The sequence below is a fragment of the Rhodococcus cerastii genome (assembly GCF_033042195.1).
Taxonomy (GTDB): domain Bacteria; phylum Actinomycetota; class Actinomycetes; order Mycobacteriales; family Mycobacteriaceae; genus Rhodococcoides.
Genome location: NZ_JAWLKF010000001.1, coordinates 641,293 through 655,979, shown reverse-complemented (window position 1 = coordinate 655,979; position 14,687 = coordinate 641,293). Strand labels below are relative to the sequence as shown.

Annotated in this window: 14 protein-coding genes and 2 tRNA genes; 8 read left to right on the top strand and 8 right to left on the bottom strand. The window is 65.1% G+C overall.

Annotated elements, in window-relative coordinates; translation table 11 throughout:
* The first annotated feature begins 124 nt into the window (after window positions 1–124).
* Together R3P93_RS02890 and R3P93_RS02885 are read left to right on the top strand one after the other, a co-directional pair.
* The gene (locus R3P93_RS02890) at window positions 125–373 is read left to right on the top strand and encodes an Lrp/AsnC ligand binding domain-containing protein (RefSeq protein WP_037189711.1); all 249 of its coding nucleotides are present in this window, start codon (window positions 125–127) and stop codon (window positions 371–373) included.
* A 3-nt stretch (window positions 374–376) separates the two neighbouring features.
* On the top strand, window positions 377–982 hold the full coding sequence (locus R3P93_RS02885) for a DUF3515 domain-containing protein (protein ID WP_068049543.1): 606 nt from the start codon (window positions 377–379) through the stop codon (window positions 980–982).
* A gap of 18 nt (window positions 983–1,000) precedes the next feature.
* Here the strand turns inward: R3P93_RS02885 and R3P93_RS02880 are convergent, their stop codons facing one another.
* Together R3P93_RS02880 and R3P93_RS02875 are read right to left on the bottom strand one after the other, a co-directional pair.
* On the bottom strand, window positions 1,001–2,107 hold the full coding sequence (locus R3P93_RS02880) for a D-alanine--D-alanine ligase family protein (protein WP_094642240.1): 1,107 nt from the start codon (window positions 2,105–2,107) through the stop codon (window positions 1,001–1,003).
* 73 nt (window positions 2,108–2,180) lie between these two features.
* Window positions 2,181–3,179, bottom strand: coding sequence for an NAD(P)H-dependent glycerol-3-phosphate dehydrogenase (locus R3P93_RS02875; RefSeq protein WP_094688809.1), 999 nt, complete (start codon window positions 3,177–3,179; stop codon window positions 2,181–2,183).
* Window positions 3,180–3,281: 102 nt separating this feature from the next.
* Here R3P93_RS02875 and R3P93_RS02870 point away from each other — a divergent pair, with 102 nt between their 5' ends.
* From R3P93_RS02870 to R3P93_RS02860, 3 genes are all read left to right on the top strand, one after another.
* Window positions 3,282–4,058: a 2-phospho-L-lactate guanylyltransferase gene (locus tag R3P93_RS02870; protein WP_373455166.1), complete on the top strand. Its 777-nt coding sequence runs from the start codon at window positions 3,282–3,284 to the stop codon at window positions 4,056–4,058.
* A gap of 193 nt (window positions 4,059–4,251) precedes the next feature.
* Window positions 4,252–6,372, top strand: a complete 2,121-nt coding sequence (locus tag R3P93_RS02865; RefSeq protein ID WP_256980974.1) for an RNA degradosome polyphosphate kinase — start codon at window positions 4,252–4,254, stop codon at window positions 6,370–6,372.
* Window positions 6,372–7,307: an NUDIX hydrolase gene (locus R3P93_RS02860; RefSeq protein WP_068049529.1), complete on the top strand. Its 936-nt coding sequence runs from the start codon at window positions 6,372–6,374 to the stop codon at window positions 7,305–7,307. Before R3P93_RS02865 ends, R3P93_RS02860 begins: the two co-directional genes overlap by 1 nt.
* A 128-nt stretch (window positions 7,308–7,435) precedes the next feature.
* On the opposite strand, the gene R3P93_RS02855 is transcribed toward R3P93_RS02860, so the two are convergent.
* The 3 genes from R3P93_RS02855 to leuC form a co-directional block, all read right to left on the bottom strand.
* Complete coding sequence (locus R3P93_RS02855; RefSeq protein ID WP_027496655.1) at window positions 7,436–8,131, bottom strand: HU family DNA-binding protein; 696 nt, start codon at window positions 8,129–8,131, stop codon at window positions 7,436–7,438.
* 149 nt (window positions 8,132–8,280) lie between these two features.
* Window positions 8,281–8,898, bottom strand: a complete 618-nt coding sequence (leuD, locus tag R3P93_RS02850) for a 3-isopropylmalate dehydratase small subunit (RefSeq protein WP_094642248.1) — start codon at window positions 8,896–8,898, stop codon at window positions 8,281–8,283.
* 45 nt (window positions 8,899–8,943) lie between these two features.
* Entirely contained in the window at window positions 8,944–10,368 is a 1,425-nt protein-coding gene (leuC, locus tag R3P93_RS02845) for a 3-isopropylmalate dehydratase large subunit (protein WP_068049525.1), read from the bottom strand.
* Between the two features lie 149 nt (window positions 10,369–10,517).
* On the opposite strand from leuC, the gene R3P93_RS02840 reads away from it, so the two are divergent.
* Both R3P93_RS02840 and R3P93_RS02835 read left to right on the top strand, forming a co-directional pair.
* On the top strand, window positions 10,518–11,246 hold the full coding sequence (locus tag R3P93_RS02840; RefSeq protein WP_068049524.1) for an IclR family transcriptional regulator: 729 nt from the start codon (window positions 10,518–10,520) through the stop codon (window positions 11,244–11,246).
* Window positions 11,247–11,360: 114 nt separating this feature from the next.
* Window positions 11,361–11,528: a DUF5302 domain-containing protein gene (locus R3P93_RS02835; RefSeq protein WP_176460484.1), complete on the top strand. Its 168-nt coding sequence runs from the start codon at window positions 11,361–11,363 to the stop codon at window positions 11,526–11,528.
* A gap of 62 nt (window positions 11,529–11,590) precedes the next feature.
* Here R3P93_RS02835 and R3P93_RS02830 read toward each other — a convergent pair.
* Window positions 11,591–11,663, bottom strand: a tRNA-Glu gene (locus R3P93_RS02830).
* A 91-nt stretch (window positions 11,664–11,754) separates the two neighbouring features.
* Window positions 11,755–11,826: transfer RNA gene (locus R3P93_RS02825), tRNA-Gln, on the bottom strand.
* Between the two features lie 245 nt (window positions 11,827–12,071).
* Here R3P93_RS02825 and R3P93_RS02820 point away from each other — a divergent pair.
* Window positions 12,072–13,697 carry a bifunctional 3'-5' exonuclease/DNA polymerase gene (locus R3P93_RS02820; protein WP_317532366.1) on the top strand — a complete coding sequence of 542 codons (1,626 nt, stop codon included), beginning with the start codon at window positions 12,072–12,074 and terminating at the stop codon, window positions 13,695–13,697.
* Here the strand turns inward: R3P93_RS02820 and R3P93_RS02815 are convergent.
* On the bottom strand, window positions 13,655–14,659 hold the full coding sequence (locus tag R3P93_RS02815) for a YihY/virulence factor BrkB family protein (protein WP_068049521.1): 1,005 nt from the start codon (window positions 14,657–14,659) through the stop codon (window positions 13,655–13,657). The two genes, R3P93_RS02820 and R3P93_RS02815, sit on opposite strands and share 43 nt — an antisense overlap.
* Window positions 14,660–14,687: the final 28 nt, after the last annotated feature.

The window sequence follows — 14,687 nt, the reverse complement described above, 5'->3', positions numbered from 1 at the left end:
GCGCCGAGCCTGCGGTACCTTTTAGCGGCGGTCGGGACAGTACCGATGCAGCAGGTTACGTGCGAAGAGAACGTAGTCGAACCAACCTACAGTCGAGAAGTCCGGCAGGGGAAAGGGACCACCGATGGTGCAAGCATTCGTTCTCGTTCAGACCGAGGTGGGCCGTGCGACGGCCGTCGCACAGCAGATCGAGGCCGTCGACGGTGTCGTGTCGGCGGAGGCCGTCGTCGGGCCCTACGACGTGATCGCGCGCGCCGACGGTGCCTCGGACGCCGAGATCGCCGAGATCGTCTCGCGCATCCAGAAGGTCGATGCCATCACTCGCACCCTCACCTGCCCCGTGGCCCCGCAGTCGACGACGTCCGTCGGATAGCTCGTGAATTCACCCGACACCGGCAACGACGCCGGCACCGAAGACAGCCCGGCCGAGACCGAGAGCACTCGCGAGCAGCGCCATCCCGCAGTCATCGCCACCGCGATCGCGTTGCCGGTCGCGCTGGTCGTCGGAGTTCTGGTTGCCGCCATCGCGGTCAACCGCTCGCCCGTCCGCGATCCGGTCGCGCTGGGCCCGGTCGACTCCCCCGATGCCGCGAGCGCGCAGTGCACGTCCCTGCTCGACGCCTTGCCCGAGAACCTCGGCGACTACACCGGAGCCGAGTTGGCCGACCCGGCCCCGGTCGGAGTCCGCGCGTGGGCCTCGGACGTGGAGAACGCCGAGCCGGTCGTGTTGCGGTGCGGCCTGCCCCGGCCCATCGGGTTCGATGTGGCCGCACCGCTGCAGGTGATCAACGGCGTTCAGTGGTTCGAGGTGTCCGGGGAAGACGACGGGATCGATGCCAGCACATGGTTCGTCGTCGATCGCGGCGTCTACGTTGCCCTGACGATTCCGGGCGACTCGGGCCCCACCCCGTTGCAGGACGCGTCCTCGGCCGTGTCGGATGCGCTGCCCCAACAACCTCTCGACCCGGCTCCGTTGCAGTAGTGCTGGGCCGCAACGGCTCTAGCGCAAACCGGTGCCGCGGGCGAGTGCGGTGTCGATCAGAGTCGCGATGAGAGTCGGGTAGTCGACGCCGGATTCCGCCCACATCTTGGGGTACATCGAGATCGAGGTGAACCCGGGCATCGTGTTGATCTCGTTGATGACCGGACCGTTCTCGGTGACGAAGAAATCCACCCGCGCCAGGCCCTGGCAGTCCAACGCTCGGAAGGCCGCGACGGCGAGTTCACGTATGCGGTCGCTCGTGGCGTCGTCGAGTGCCGCCGGGATGTCGAACTCACTGACATCGTCGAGGTACTTGGTGTCGAAGTCGTAGAAAGCATGATCGTCGATGTCCGCGTCGGGAATTCGGATCTCGGCGACGGCGCTCGCGCGCACGGTGCCGTCGGGAAATTCCAGCACCCCGCACTCGACCTCGCGGCCGTGGATCATGCCCTCGACGATCACCTTGGGGTCGTGTTCGCGTGCGACGGCGATCGCGGTGGGTAGTTGGTCCCACGCGGTGATGCGCGAGATTCCGATGGACGATCCACCTCGGGCCGGTTTGACGAATGCGGGCAGGCCGATTCGCTCACGCTCGGCAGCCGTCAGGTCGTCGACCGCGCGTCGGAGTACGACCTGGCGACCGATCGGCAGTCCTTCGGCTCCGAGCAACTTCTTGGTGAATTCCTTGTCCATGCCCGCAGCGCTGGCCAGCACGCCCGGCCCGACGTACGGAACGCCGGCCAGTTCGAGCAGACCCTGCAGGGTGCCGTCCTCGCCGTACGGTCCGTGCAGAACGGGGAACACGACGTCGACGGATGCGAGCACCGTCCCGCCTTCCCCCTCGCCGAGGGCGAGAAGAGCACCGGCGTGGCCGGGGTCCGTACTGAGCGCAAGCGCGGCTCCCGTCTTGTCGACGGTCGGCAGCACCCGGTCGTGAATCGCCAACGCATCGATGTCGGAGGAGCCGAGTACCCAGGCACCGTCCGCGGTGATCCCCACCGGAACCACCTCGTACTTGGCCGGATCGAGGTTCTGCAGCACGCTACCTGCCGATACACAGGACACGGCATGCTCGCTACTGCGGCCACCGAAGACGACGGCAACTTTGATGCGGGGAGTACTCACGATGAGAAACCGTACCGCCGCGGCTCATCGAACGCGGATTCGCCCTGTTCGTCGCGAGACCGCGATCACTGCCTCACTCGGGCTTGATACGACGTCCCAGCAGGTGCCCGACCGCATCCGGAACGGACATGCCGCCGTGACACACCCGATGCACCGCGTCGGTCAGTGGCATCTCGACGTCGTAACTCTCGGCGAGCGCTCGCACCGAGGTGCAGGACTTGACGCCCTCGGCCACCTGCCCGTGCGCTGCCTCCTGCGCACTCTCGAGGGAGCCACCCGAACCCAGTCGCTCTCCGAACGTCCGATTGCGCGAGAGAGGCGACGAGCAGGTGGCGACCAGGTCGCCCACGCCGGCCAGGCCAGAGAGCGTCGACGGCTTGGCACCGAGCGCCACTCCGAGGCGGATGATCTCGGCCAGACCCCTGGTCATGATCGACGCGAGGGTGTTCTCGCCGTATCCGACGCCTGCGGCCATCCCGCAGGCGAGGGCGATGACGTTCTTGCAGGCACCACCGATCTCGGCGCCGATGACGTCACTGTTGGTGTAAGGCCTGAAATATCCGGTCGCGCAGGACTTCTGAATCTCCAGGGCTCGCTGGGAGTCGGAGCAGGCGATGACGGTGGCTGCGGGCTGCCCCTCGGCGATCGGGCGCGCAAGATTCGGCCCGGACAGGCACGCCACCCGGCTGGGATCGGCACCGGTGACCTGAGAGATCACCTGACTCATCCGCATGAGCGTTCCGGTCTCGATTCCCTTCGCCAGGGAGAGCAGCGTTGCCTGCGGCGGGATCGAGTCGGTCCAGGCCTCCAGATTGGCCCGCAGACTCTGCGACGGCACGGCGAGAACCACGATGTCGGCTCCGTCGAGGGCACGGACCGGATCACTCGTCGCGCGGATGGACGACGGTAGCTCGATTCCCGGGAGGTAGTCCTTGTTCTCGTGGTCGTCGGTGATGGATGCAGCGAGTTCCTCCCGGCGGGCCCACATGGTGACGTCCGTTCCGGCATCGGCCAACACCTTGGCGAATGCGGTCCCCCACGAACCCGACCCCAATACCGTTGCTCTGCTCATTCCGCCAACCCCTCGCCTACTTCGCCGATGCCCTGTCCACGCGCGCATCACCCTAACTCGCAGACCTCCTCGGGCGGTCGGAGTCGGCACAGATCGGTGACGCTGGCAGGATCGAGCACCATGGGCGCATCACGAGACGACGACGGCGACCGCGTCGTCAGGGTTCTCATCGCGGTGAAGGATCTCACCGCGGCGAAGTCGCGCTTGGCGGCGGAGTTCTCGGCACCCGATCGGACTCGCTTGGTGCTCGCGATGCTCAGCGACACCGTTGCGGCCGCCGACGCCGTCTCGGTGGTCGATTCGGTCACGGTGGTCACCCCGGATCCTCTCGTCGCAGAGACGGCCCGAAGGATCGGCGCACTGGTGTTCGACGAACCGGTCCGCGATCCTGCGCTGCAACCGGACCAACGCCTCAACCACGCGTTCGCGGCCGCAGCGCACGTACTGCGTCACGGTGACGCTGGTGTGGACGTCGGTGTGGATGTCGGTGGGGGCGAGACCGTCGCCGCGCGCCGCGTCGACATCATCGCGTTGCAAGCAGACCTGCCCGCGATGCGTTCGGCCGAACTCGCGCAGGCCTACGCCGGGTCCCGCCGGGGAGGCAGATCGCTCGTGGTCGACCATCACGGCACGGGGACCGCCGCCCTGATCCTGAAGGACTCCCCCGACGAGTTGGCACCACTGTTCGGACGGGACTCCGCGCGTCGCCACACCGTCTCGGGCGCACGGGAACTCGACGGCACCTGGCCGGGTCTTCGACTGGACGTGGACACCGCCGACGACGTCCGCAGAGCGCACCGTCTGGGAGTCGGACCGGCGACGGCGGCCGTGCTCCACTCGCTCGGGTGGAGTGACGAAGCATCGGCGACGACTGCCTGACGGTGCGGACCGCCGTGGGAGTCGAGTGAACGGAGACTCGAGTTCGGCCATCGGAGTTTCACCGACGCCCGGTATGGGGGATGATCGTGCGGTGAGCAAAGACGACGCGCAGTCAGCGAACCAGGATCCTCCGATCGAGACCGGGAAGGCCACCGGTTCGGACCCGGCATGGAGCGCTCCGATCGCGGCGACGATGCCGAGTATTCCCTCCGCGCTTCCGGCTGCCACACCGGAATCCGTCGACGCTGCCACCGTGCTCCCCGAAAATCGCTATCTCAACCGGGAATTGAGCTGGCTCGATTTCAACTCGCGTGTTCTCGCGCTCGCGGAGGACTCGTCGCTCCCCTTGCTCGAGCGGGCGAAGTTCCTCGCGATCTACGCGTCGAATCTCGACGAGTTCTACATGGTTCGGGTTGCGGGTCTCAAACGCCGTGACGAAACCGGACTGTCGGTTCGGTCCGCCGACGGCATGACTCCACGCGAGCAGCTCGCGGTGATCGGTCAACGCACCCAGGAGCTCGCGCTCAAACATGCGCGAGTACTGCTGGATTCGATCCTGCCCGAGCTCACCGCCGAGGGCATCGCGATCATCCGATGGTCCGACCTGGACACCGACGAGCGCGCCCGGCTGTCGGAGTACTTCACCGAGCAGGTCTTCCCGGTTCTCACACCGCTGGCCGTCGACCCGGCCCACCCCTTCCCTTACATCAGCGGGCTGAGCTTGAATCTCGCTGTGACAGTGAAGGATTACTCCACCACCGGTGAGCACTTCGCCCGCGTGAAGGTGCCCGACAACGTCGATCGCTTCGTGCGGGTCAAGCGCGGCGAGGGCAACCACCGCATCGACGCCTTCCTGTCGATGGAGGAGTTGATCTCGGCTCATCTGGACGTGCTCTTCCCCGGGATGGAGGTCGTCGAGTCTCACGCGTTCCGGATCACGCGCAACGCCGATTTCGAGGTCGAGGAAGACCGCGACGAGGATCTCCTCCAGGCACTGGAGCGAGAGCTCGCCCGTAGGCGTTTCGGCTCTCCGGTCCGCCTCGAGATCGCCGACGACATGACCGAGCACATGCTCGAATTGTTGCTTCGCGAACTCGATGTCGATCCAGGCGACGTCATTCAGGTTCCCGGACTGCTCGACCTGTCGTGCCTGTGGCAGGTCTACAGCGTCGACCGCCCCAACCTCAAGGACGCCCCCTTCGTTCCGGCCACCCATCCGGCATTCGGTGAGCGCGAGACCCCCAAGAGTGTCTTCTCCACCCTGCGCGACGGCGACGTCCTGGTCCATCATCCGTACGATTCCTTCTCCACCAGCGTTCAACGCTTCATCGAGCAGGCCGCGGCCGACCCGCAGGTGCTCGCCATCAAGCAGACGCTCTATCGGACCTCCGGAGATTCCCCGATCGTCAACGCGCTCGTCGATGCCGCAGGCGCGGGCAAGCAGGTGGTTGCGCTGGTCGAGATCAAGGCGCGTTTCGACGAACAGGCGAACATCGAGTGGGCACGCAAGCTCGAAAAGGCGGGCGTACACGTGGTGTACGGCCTCGTCGGCCTCAAGACGCACTGCAAGACGTGCCTCGTGGTGCGCCGAGAGGGATCCGTCATTCGCCGGTACTGCCACATCGGTACCGGCAACTACAACCCCAAGACAGCGCGAATCTACGAGGACGTGGGCCTGCTGACGTCGTCGCCCGAAATCGGGGCCGACCTCACCGATCTGTTCAACTCGCTGACCGGATACTCGCGAAAGTCCAAGTACCGCAACCTTCTCGTCGCACCGTACGGAGTTCGGCGCGGCATCGTCGAGCGCATCGAGGCGGAGGTCGAGCACCTCAAGGAAGGCCGCAGCGCCGGAATTCGCCTCAAGGCCAACGCCTTGGTGGACGAGCAGGTCATCGACGCGCTCTACCGAGCATCGATGGCAGGAGTGCCGGTGAAGGTGGTGGTGCGCGGAATCTGTGCTCTCAAGCCAGGAGTTCCCGGTCTGTCGGAGAACATCGAAGTGCGTTCCATCCTCGGCCGATTCCTCGAACACTCGCGTGTTCTGCACTTCCAGGGTGCGGACGAGTTCTGGATCGGCAGCGCAGACATGATGCACCGCAACCTCGATCGCCGAGTCGAGGTGATGGCTCAGGTCAAGGATCCTCGGTTGGCGAACCAGCTGAGCGACATCTTCGATTCTGCCCTCGACCCCACCACTCGATGCTGGGAGCTGGGACCGGACGGCGGCTGGGTCGCGTCACCGGCTCGGGGTGAGAAAGTTCGTGAGCATCAGGTGGACCTGATGCGCAGTCGGAGGAATCAGGGCTCCTGATGGGCACTTCCGACGGCTCCCCCCGCGCCAACATCTTCGCGGCGGGCTCGATCCTGTGGCGACATTCACCGAGCGGCGGCTCGGGCGTCGAGGTCGCCTTGGTACACAGGCCGAAATACGACGACTGGTCGTTCCCCAAGGGAAAGCTCGATCCCGGTGAAACAGCTGTCGACGCAGCAGTCCGAGAGGTCAAGGAGGAGACCGGATTCGACTCGAGACTGGGACGGTCTCTGTCCTACGTCACGTACCCGATTCCGGGGCACCGTCGGGTCAAGAAAGTTCTGTACTGGGCAGCGGAGGTCACCGGGGGCGAGTTCGTCCCCAATGTCGAGGTGGACGAACTGCGCTGGGTAGCGCCCGAGGACGTCGGCCGCGAACTCTCGTATCCCATGGACCACAAGATCCTTCGCCGGTTCGTGGCCAAGCCTGCCGACACCTCCACAGTGCTGTTGGTTCGGCACGGCAGTGCCGGGTCGCGCTCACGGTTCAAGGGCAACGACGTCGACCGTCCACTCGACAGGATCGGGCGCCGACAGGCCGAATCCTTGGTGTCGTTGCTTCGGGCTTTCGGCGGCGATGCAGTGTACGCAGCCGACCGTGCTCGATGTGTGCAGACCGTTGCTCCGTTCGCGGAATCGTTGGGGGTGGACATCACTCCCGAGCATCTCTTGTCCGAGGAAGGGTATGCCGACGACCCGCGCAAGGGCCGCCATCGCGCTCGCGACATCGCCGAACTTTCCGGCACCCCCGTTGTCTGCAGCCAGGGAAAAGTGATCCCGGACTTGATGCGTTGGTGGGCTGAGAAAGACGGAATCACGTTGCCGGCCAACAGAAATCGCAAGGGCAGCGTGTGGGTGCTCTCACGCCGCGACGGCAGGCTCATCTCGGCCGATCACATCGCCAGTCCGTTGCCCACCCTCGCCGCCGACGGCTGAGCGGCACAAACGACAAACAGAAGGCCCCCGACTCGATCTTCGAGTAGGGGGCCTTCTGCCGTTCACAGCCTGTCTCACTCACGCTGCCGCGTCAGCGGCTGCGCCTGACGAGTGAAAACCTGCAGGCTCTACTTCTTCGCTGCGCGCTTCGCGGGTGCCTTCTTGGCGGGAGCCTTCTTGGCCGGGGCCTTCTTGGCGACGGTCTTCTTGGCCGCTGTCTTGGCCGGAGCCTTCTTGGCAGGAGCCGTAGTGGTTGCAGCCTTGCGAGCGGTCGTCTTGGCCGGAGCCTTCTTGGCAGCAGCCGTCGTGGTCTTGCGCGCGGTGGTCTTCGCGGGTGCTGCCTTCTTGGCAGCCGTCTTTGCGGGAGCTGCCTTCTTGGCGGCGGTCTTTGCCGGAGCTGCCTTCTTGGCTGCCGCGGTGGTGGCCTTGCGGGCGGTCGTCTTCACCGCTGCCTTCTTGGCGGCCGTCTTCTTCGCTGCCGCAGTCTTCTTGGCCGGAGCTGCAGCCGAACCGCGCTTGACGGCAGGTCCGGTTGCGGGCAGCTTCTGTCCGCCCGCGATGACGGCCTTGAACTGTGCACCCGGACGGAATGCCGGAACGTTGGTCGGCTTCACGCGAACGGTCTCACCGGTGCGGGGGTTACGGGCGACACGCGCTGCGCGACGACGCTGCTCGAACACGCCGAAGCCCGTGATCGTGACACTCTCGCCGCGGTGGACCGCGCGCACGATGGTGTCGACGATGTTCTCGACAGCCTCTGTGGCGCTCCGCCTATCAGACCCCAACTTCTCGGTCAGGGCGTCAATCAGCTCTGCCTTGTTCATGGATTTCCTCCGCTATATGGTGGTCCATCGTCGGACCGACTACTACAACGGTAAACCCCAAGTCGTCAAGAGTCTATGCGCCACGCCAATTTTCATTCCGGTGTTGCGGAATGGTTCACGGCCCCAAAGCGTGTCGGACCGGTGCCAGGTCAGCTTTCGGAGGGTGTCTCGATCCGCGCCGGGAGGGTCAGGGGTTTGTATGAAGGCCTTGACTTTTCGTACTCAGTAATGGCCTCTACCTGGCGTAACGTCAATCCGATGTCGTCGAGACCCTCCAGCAGACGCCATCGCGTGTAGTCGTCAATCGCGAAGCGCACCACCAACGTTCCAGCCGTTACGGTCTTGTCGACGAGGTCGACAATTACTTCGAGACCGGGCTGTTCTTCTAAGGCTTTCCACAGCAATTCGACGTCCGACTGATCGACTTCGGCGGCCAACAGCCCGGCTTTCCCCGAGTTTCCGCGAAAGATATCGGCGAAGCGAGAGGCGATCACAACCCGAAATCCGAAGTCCGAGAGTGCCCAGACGGCATGTTCGCGTGATGATCCCGTACCGAAATCGGGCCCGGCAACGAGCACCGAACCTCGGTTGTAGGGCTCGAGATTCAAGATGAAGTTCGGGTCCGAGCGCCAGGCCGCGAACAACCCGTCCTCGAATCCGGTGCGCGTGACGCGCTTGAGGTAGACCGCGGGGATTATCTGGTCGGTGTCGACGTTGGACCGCCGTAGCGGAACTCCGATACCGGTGTGTCGAGTGAAAGCTTCCATCGAATGTGCTCCTATGCGTTCGATCGATCCGAGCGAGGACGCGCGTTACGCGAGATCCGCCGGAGAGGACAGGGTTCCGCGGATTGCGGTAGCGGCGGCAACCAGAGGCGACACGAGATGAGTGCGACCGCCCTTGCCCTGCCTACCCTCGAAATTCCGGTTGGACGTCGACGCCGATCGCTCGCCCGACGCCAACTGATCCGGATTCATTCCCAGGCACATCGAGCAACCGGCCTGACGCCACTCCGCTCCTGCGGCCGTGAAGATCTCACCCAGGCCCTCCTCCTCCGCCTGCGCTCGCACCCGCATGGACCCGGGTACCACCAGCATTCGCACTCCGTCGGCAACCCGATGCCCTTCGAGAACGGATGCGACGGCCCGCAGATCCTCGATTCGACCGTTGGTGCACGAGCCCACGAACACGGTGTCGACAGCGATCTCGCGGATGGGTGTACCCGCTTCGAGGCCCATGTACTGCAAAGCCTTCTGGGCTGCCGCCCGCTCGCTCTCGTCGACCATCGCCTCCGGATCGGGCACCGTATCGCCCAGTGGCGCACCCTGACCCGGATTCGTTCCCCAGGTGACGAACGGCGTCAACGTGTCGGCATCGATGTGGACCTCGTTGTCGAACACTGCATCCGGATCGGTCGCCAGTTCGTCCCACGCCGCCACCGCCGCGTCCCAGTCGGCTCCGCGAGGAGCGTGCGGGCGTCCCTTCAGGTACTCGTACGTGATTTCGTCGGGTGCGATCATGCCTGCCCGCGCACCGGCCTCGATCGACATGTTGCAGATGGTCATTCGCGCTTCCATCGACAGCTTGCGAATGGCCTCACCGCGGTACTCGAGGACGTAGCCCTGGCCACCGCCGGTGCCGATCTGTGCGATGACGGCAAGGATCAGGTCCTTGCTCGTCACACCGGGGGCGAGCTGACCGTCGACGTTGATCGCCATCGTCTTGAAAGGACGCAGCGACAGGGTCTGCGTCGCCATGACGTGCTCGACCTCGCTGGTACCGATCCCCATTGCGATCGAGCCGAAGGCACCGTGCGTCGAGGTGTGGCTGTCTCCGCACACCACGGTCATGCCGGGCTGGGTCAGACCCAACTGCGGCCCGATGATGTGCACGATGCCCTGATCGAGATCGCCCATCGGGTAGAGCCGAACACCGAATTCCTCGCAGTTGCGGCGAAGAGTGTCGACCTGTGTGCGCGAGACCAGATCTGCGATGGGCGCGAAGATGTCGGCCGTCGGGACGTTGTGATCCTCGGTCGCGATCGTCAGATCCGGACGTCGGAGTCCGCGGCCGGCCAGCCGAAGGCCGTCGAACGCCTGCGGGCTGGTGACCTCGTGCACCAGATGGAGATCGATGTAGATCAGATCCGGCTCACGCGCTCCGCCTTCTCCGCCGCCTCGGACCACCACGTGCTGGTCCCATACCTTCTCCGCCAAAGTCTTCGGTGTTTCGGACATCGCTGTCGCGGACCTCGCCTTCCCTGTCGTCGTCGCGCCGATGAACGGGCTGGTCCACCTCGCGTGATCGTCTCGACATCATGCCCCCGGCAGGTACTGAAGATCTCGTAGTTGTGCAATCTCAGCATTCGGGAGGCTAATATCGTTCTATGAGACAGCATAGCCCCAATGGCCTCGTCGACAAATCGAGCGGTATCGGTGTTCTCGACAAGGCGATGACGGTGCTGCACGCGGTGGCGGAGACGCCCTGCAATCTCAACGACCTGTGCGCTCGAACGAGCCTGCCCCGGGCAACGGCCCACCGCCTCGCGGTAGGACTGGAGACCCACCGCCTTCTGGTACGGGATGTCGACGGCCTGTGGCGGACCGGTCCGGGATTGGGAGAGCTTGCGGCGAGCGCATCGGACACCCTGCTCGATGCCGCCGCCTCGGTTCTCCCACGCCTGCGCGAAATCACCGGTGAGAGTGTGCAGATCTATCGGCGCGAAGGGACGGTGCGGGTGTGCGTGGCATCCATGGAGCCGCCGACCGGACTTCGAGACACCGTACTCGTCGGCGCACGCCTGCCGATGACGGCTGGATCGGGTGCCAAAGTCCTTCTCGCATGGGCAGATTCGCAGACCCAACGAACAGTTTTGCCGGATGCAGAATTCAGCGAGCGTGTTCTGCTCGAAGTTCGGCGGCGCGGATGGGCACAGAGTGCCGGCGAGCGCGAACCGGGCGTGGCGAGCGTCGCCGCGCCCGTGCGAGACGGCAACGACACTGTGGTGGCGGCGATCTCGGTATCCGGACCGATCGATCGAATCGGACGCAAGCCCGGAGCGCGGTGGGCCGCGGATCTTCTTGCCGCCGCGGACGCTCTGCACAAGCGACTCTGAGGTAAACCGCAGCTCCGTCGGCCCGAGAAAAACGAGCTGATCGAGCTGCGAGAGTGGGGTACCTTCGTCTTGAGCGGCCTACCCGGTCGGTCGACGACTGCGAGGAGTCACCCCATGCCCGAATCCGGCAGTGAAGAACTGAAGAAGAAGTTCCGCGAGGTTCTGGAACAGAAGAACAGCAAGTCCCACAATTCCGTCGAACACAAGGACGGTGGACCGAAGGTCAACAACGTCCACGGTCCGGCCGACCATCAGAAGATGTTCCGCCGCAAGAGCGTCTGAGACGCACACACCGAAACGACAACACCCTCCCGATCCTTGGATCGAGAGGGTGTTGTCAGTTGTAGCCCCGACGGGATTCGAACCCGCGCTACCGCCTTGAGAGGGCGGCGTCCTAGGCCGCTAGACGACGGGGCCAGGAACTTCACCTGCATTGTGTTCGAGCTTGTACGTGCTGAGCCAGCTTAACTGCCTCGGCCTCGGCGACAAAATCGCCTTCACCTGCTCGCTGGGGTACCAGGACTCGAACCTAGAATGGCGGTACCAGAAACCGCTGTGTTGCCAATTACACCATACCCCAATGGACTTGAATCGAATTGCTCATCACGATCGATGTGCACTGCGTTTCGAGCCGGGATAGAGACTATCAAAGGTGACTACCCATTCTCCAAATCGGCTGCTCAGAGCCACCGAAACCGCGCCGTGGACGCGTCGGGGGCGGCCGAGACACCGTCGAGTGGGCACCGGAAGAGCCCCCTCCACACCTCGGCCGACGAGTGGAGCAGACTTGTCCTTCGTGACCGATCGCAGACCCGGCCGACTCCGATGAAGGTTCTGCTCGTCCCTCAGGGCGAGCAGGCCGTGCTGACGCACCTCGCCGACGACGGCTCGACGCTGAGCGATCCCACCGTGGCCGAGGATATCGTCGCGGCCGTAGCCGAGCTCGAGCGCGACGAACGGCCGATGTGGGTGTGGGAAGACACGAGCCGGATCTATCCTCGACTGCTCGAACGGGGAGTCCGCGTACGCCGCTGTCACGATCTCGCCTTGGTCGGTGCCATCCTGTCGATGCGGGCCGGCTCTGCGACTGTCCCGTCGGCTCCCGCCGACCTGAGGCCGGGTCTGTTCGACGCGAACCCGAACTCCGATCCGGCGGCGGTTCTCGCCGAGTATCGGCGTCAGCTCCGGGACGTCGGTGACGATCGCGCACTGAACCTGCTGGCAGCAGCCGAGTCGGCCGGAGGACTGGCCGCAGCGGAGATGACCTTCGACGGGTTGCCGTTCTCGGCGTCGGCGCATCGCCGTCATCTCGAGACGATGCTCGGTACCCGGCCGCTCGATGGATCCCCTCCCCCGGCCCTCGTAGAGCTCGAGAATCAAATCTCCTCGGCGTTCGGCCGACGCGTCAATCCTGCCTCGCCCGTGGAGTTGGTCTCCGCGTTCGCGCGCGTCGGTATCGAACTGACATCGACTCGCGCGCATACTATCCGCGACATCGACCACCCGGCGGTTCCGCTACTGCTGCGGCACCGTGACCTCTCGAAGCTGCATGCCGCGAACGGGTGGGCGTGGCTCGACGCGTGGGTTCGCGACGATCGTTTCCGGCCTGTCTACGTTCCCGGCGCTGTGGTGTCGGGTCGGTGGGCCAGTCGCGGCGGGGGCGGCCTTCAGATCCCGAAACCCCTGCGCGCCAGTGTGATCGCCGATCCCGGCCACACCTTCGTGGCCGCCGACGCCGGCCAGCTCGAACCACGCATCCTCGCGGCGATGTCCGGCGATCCCCGCATGGTCGCCGCGGCAGGCACCGCGGATCTGTACGCACCGGTGGCCGCAGAATCGTTCGACGGCGATCGCGCCCACGCCAAGGTCGCCGTTCTCGGGGTGCTGTACGGCGCGACCTCGGGTGACGCGCGCGCTCTGCTGACGCGACTACGGGCCAAGTTCCCCGGTGCCGTTGCACTGGTGGAGGAGGCCGCCCGAGCCGGTGAACGTGGCGAGGTCGTTCGTTCCTGGCTGGGACGGGCCTGCCCACCGCCCTCGGTGCAGTGGTGGTCCACCGGTGACGCCCATGCGCGTGGCCGGTTCACCCGAAATTTCGTCGTGCAGGCCACCGCCGCCGAGTGGGCGCTGTGTTTGTTGGCGGATCTGCGCGGACGGTTGGCCGGGAGCGGAGCCCGCAGGAGCGACCGGAATTCCGACGAAGGGAGCGGAGCCCGCAGGAGCGACCAGAATTCCGGGAGCGGCAGCGAGTTGGTGTTCTTTCAGCACGACGAAGTGGTGGTGCATTGTGCTATCGCCGAGTCGGGTCGTGTCGCCGAAGCGATTGCAGAATCGGCGTTGTCGGCCACCCGGCTGATGTTCGGTGACACGGCAGTCCGGTTTCCGATGGAAACCAGAGTCGACCGCTCCTACGGTGCCTCCGCTGCCGGTTCCGAGCTGGATTCGGACTGAGCTCGCGGCGGGTCGACGAACGTCACGTCGATGTCCTCGAACGGCTTGCTGCGTTGCGCTTCTGCCTGCCCGGTGTACGTGAGCTTGTCGCCCTGAGTCAGTTCGACGTCATCGGTGAACGGGGCCAGCAGCGCGCGTGGGAAGAGCCGATCGACGCGAACCACGTTGATCTCGATGCACATCACGATCGACACCGACGTCACGTACAGAAACGCCAGCAGTCCCAGAACGACAGCGAACACACCGTTGGTGACGGTCGCGTTGCTGACGACGTACTTCACGTACACACTGCCGAAGGTCTGCAGCAGCTGCCAGATCAGACCGGCAACGACGGCCCCGGGAAGAACCTGTGGGATCGACACCGACCTCGCGGTGGCGAGCCTGAACGCCACGACGAACACACCGACGTAGAAGAACGTGCCGACCACGAACACCACGAGGCCCGATTCCGGACCGAAATATCCTGCGGCACTGAGCACATTGAGTGCTGTGATGGCCAGGACGGCCAGGCCGACCGTGCTCAGCAGACCAAAGCCGCGCACCCGGGCGCGGATGGGATCGGGCCTTAGGTTCTTCGGCACCGTCCACGCCGTGTTCATCGCGTTCTGGAGCGCCACGGCCACCCCGAGTCCGCCGTACAGGGAGCCCAGGACACCCACCACCAGACCCACGGTGCCTCCACCGATGCGGTCGGGCCTGCCCAGTTCGTCCCCGATCACCGGGATCTGACCGAGCGCCGAGTTCAGGATCTGCTGCTGCAGTTCCGGACTACCGGCCAATACGATTCCCAGAACCGTCGAGAACAGCAACAGTGCGGGAAACAGCGAGACGAAGGCGTAGTAGGTGATCAGGGCCGCGAGGTAGCCACCCTGATCGTCGACGAACTTGTACACCACCGCAATGGGATATCCCAGAACCGGCCGCCTGCGCTGGAGTCCATCCAGTCGATCGGAAAAACTCATTGGAGGCTCTCCCCGAGGACCGGGGTGC

What these genes read in the sequence shown, in the direction of transcription:
- R3P93_RS02820 (WP_317532366.1), top strand. Translation starts at nt 12,072, where the DNA reads ATGAAGGTTCTGCTCGTCCCTCAGGGCGAGCAGGCCGTGCTGACGCAC.
- R3P93_RS02865 (WP_256980974.1), top strand. Translation starts at nt 4,252, where the DNA reads ATGCCGAGTATTCCCTCCGCGCTTCCGGCTGCCACACCGGAATCCGTC.
- R3P93_RS02835 (WP_176460484.1), top strand. Translation starts at nt 11,361, where the DNA reads ATGCCCGAATCCGGCAGTGAAGAACTGAAGAAGAAGTTCCGCGAGGTT.
- R3P93_RS02890 (WP_037189711.1), top strand. Translation starts at nt 125, where the DNA reads ATGGTGCAAGCATTCGTTCTCGTTCAGACCGAGGTGGGCCGTGCGACG.
- leuC (WP_068049525.1), bottom strand. Translation starts at nt 10,368, where the DNA reads ATGTCCGAAACACCGAAGACTTTGGCGGAGAAGGTATGGGACCAGCAC.
- leuD (WP_094642248.1), bottom strand. Translation starts at nt 8,898, where the DNA reads ATGGAAGCTTTCACTCGACACACCGGTATCGGAGTTCCGCTACGGCGG.
- R3P93_RS02860 (WP_068049529.1), top strand. Translation starts at nt 6,372, where the DNA reads ATGGGCACTTCCGACGGCTCCCCCCGCGCCAACATCTTCGCGGCGGGC.
- R3P93_RS02875 (WP_094688809.1), bottom strand. Translation starts at nt 3,179, where the DNA reads ATGAGCAGAGCAACGGTATTGGGGTCGGGTTCGTGGGGGACCGCATTC.
- R3P93_RS02855 (WP_027496655.1), bottom strand. Translation starts at nt 8,131, where the DNA reads ATGAACAAGGCAGAGCTGATTGACGCCCTGACCGAGAAGTTGGGGTCT.
- R3P93_RS02840 (WP_068049524.1), top strand. Translation starts at nt 10,518, where the DNA reads ATGAGACAGCATAGCCCCAATGGCCTCGTCGACAAATCGAGCGGTATC.
- R3P93_RS02815 (WP_068049521.1), bottom strand. Translation starts at nt 14,659, where the DNA reads ATGAGTTTTTCCGATCGACTGGATGGACTCCAGCGCAGGCGGCCGGTT.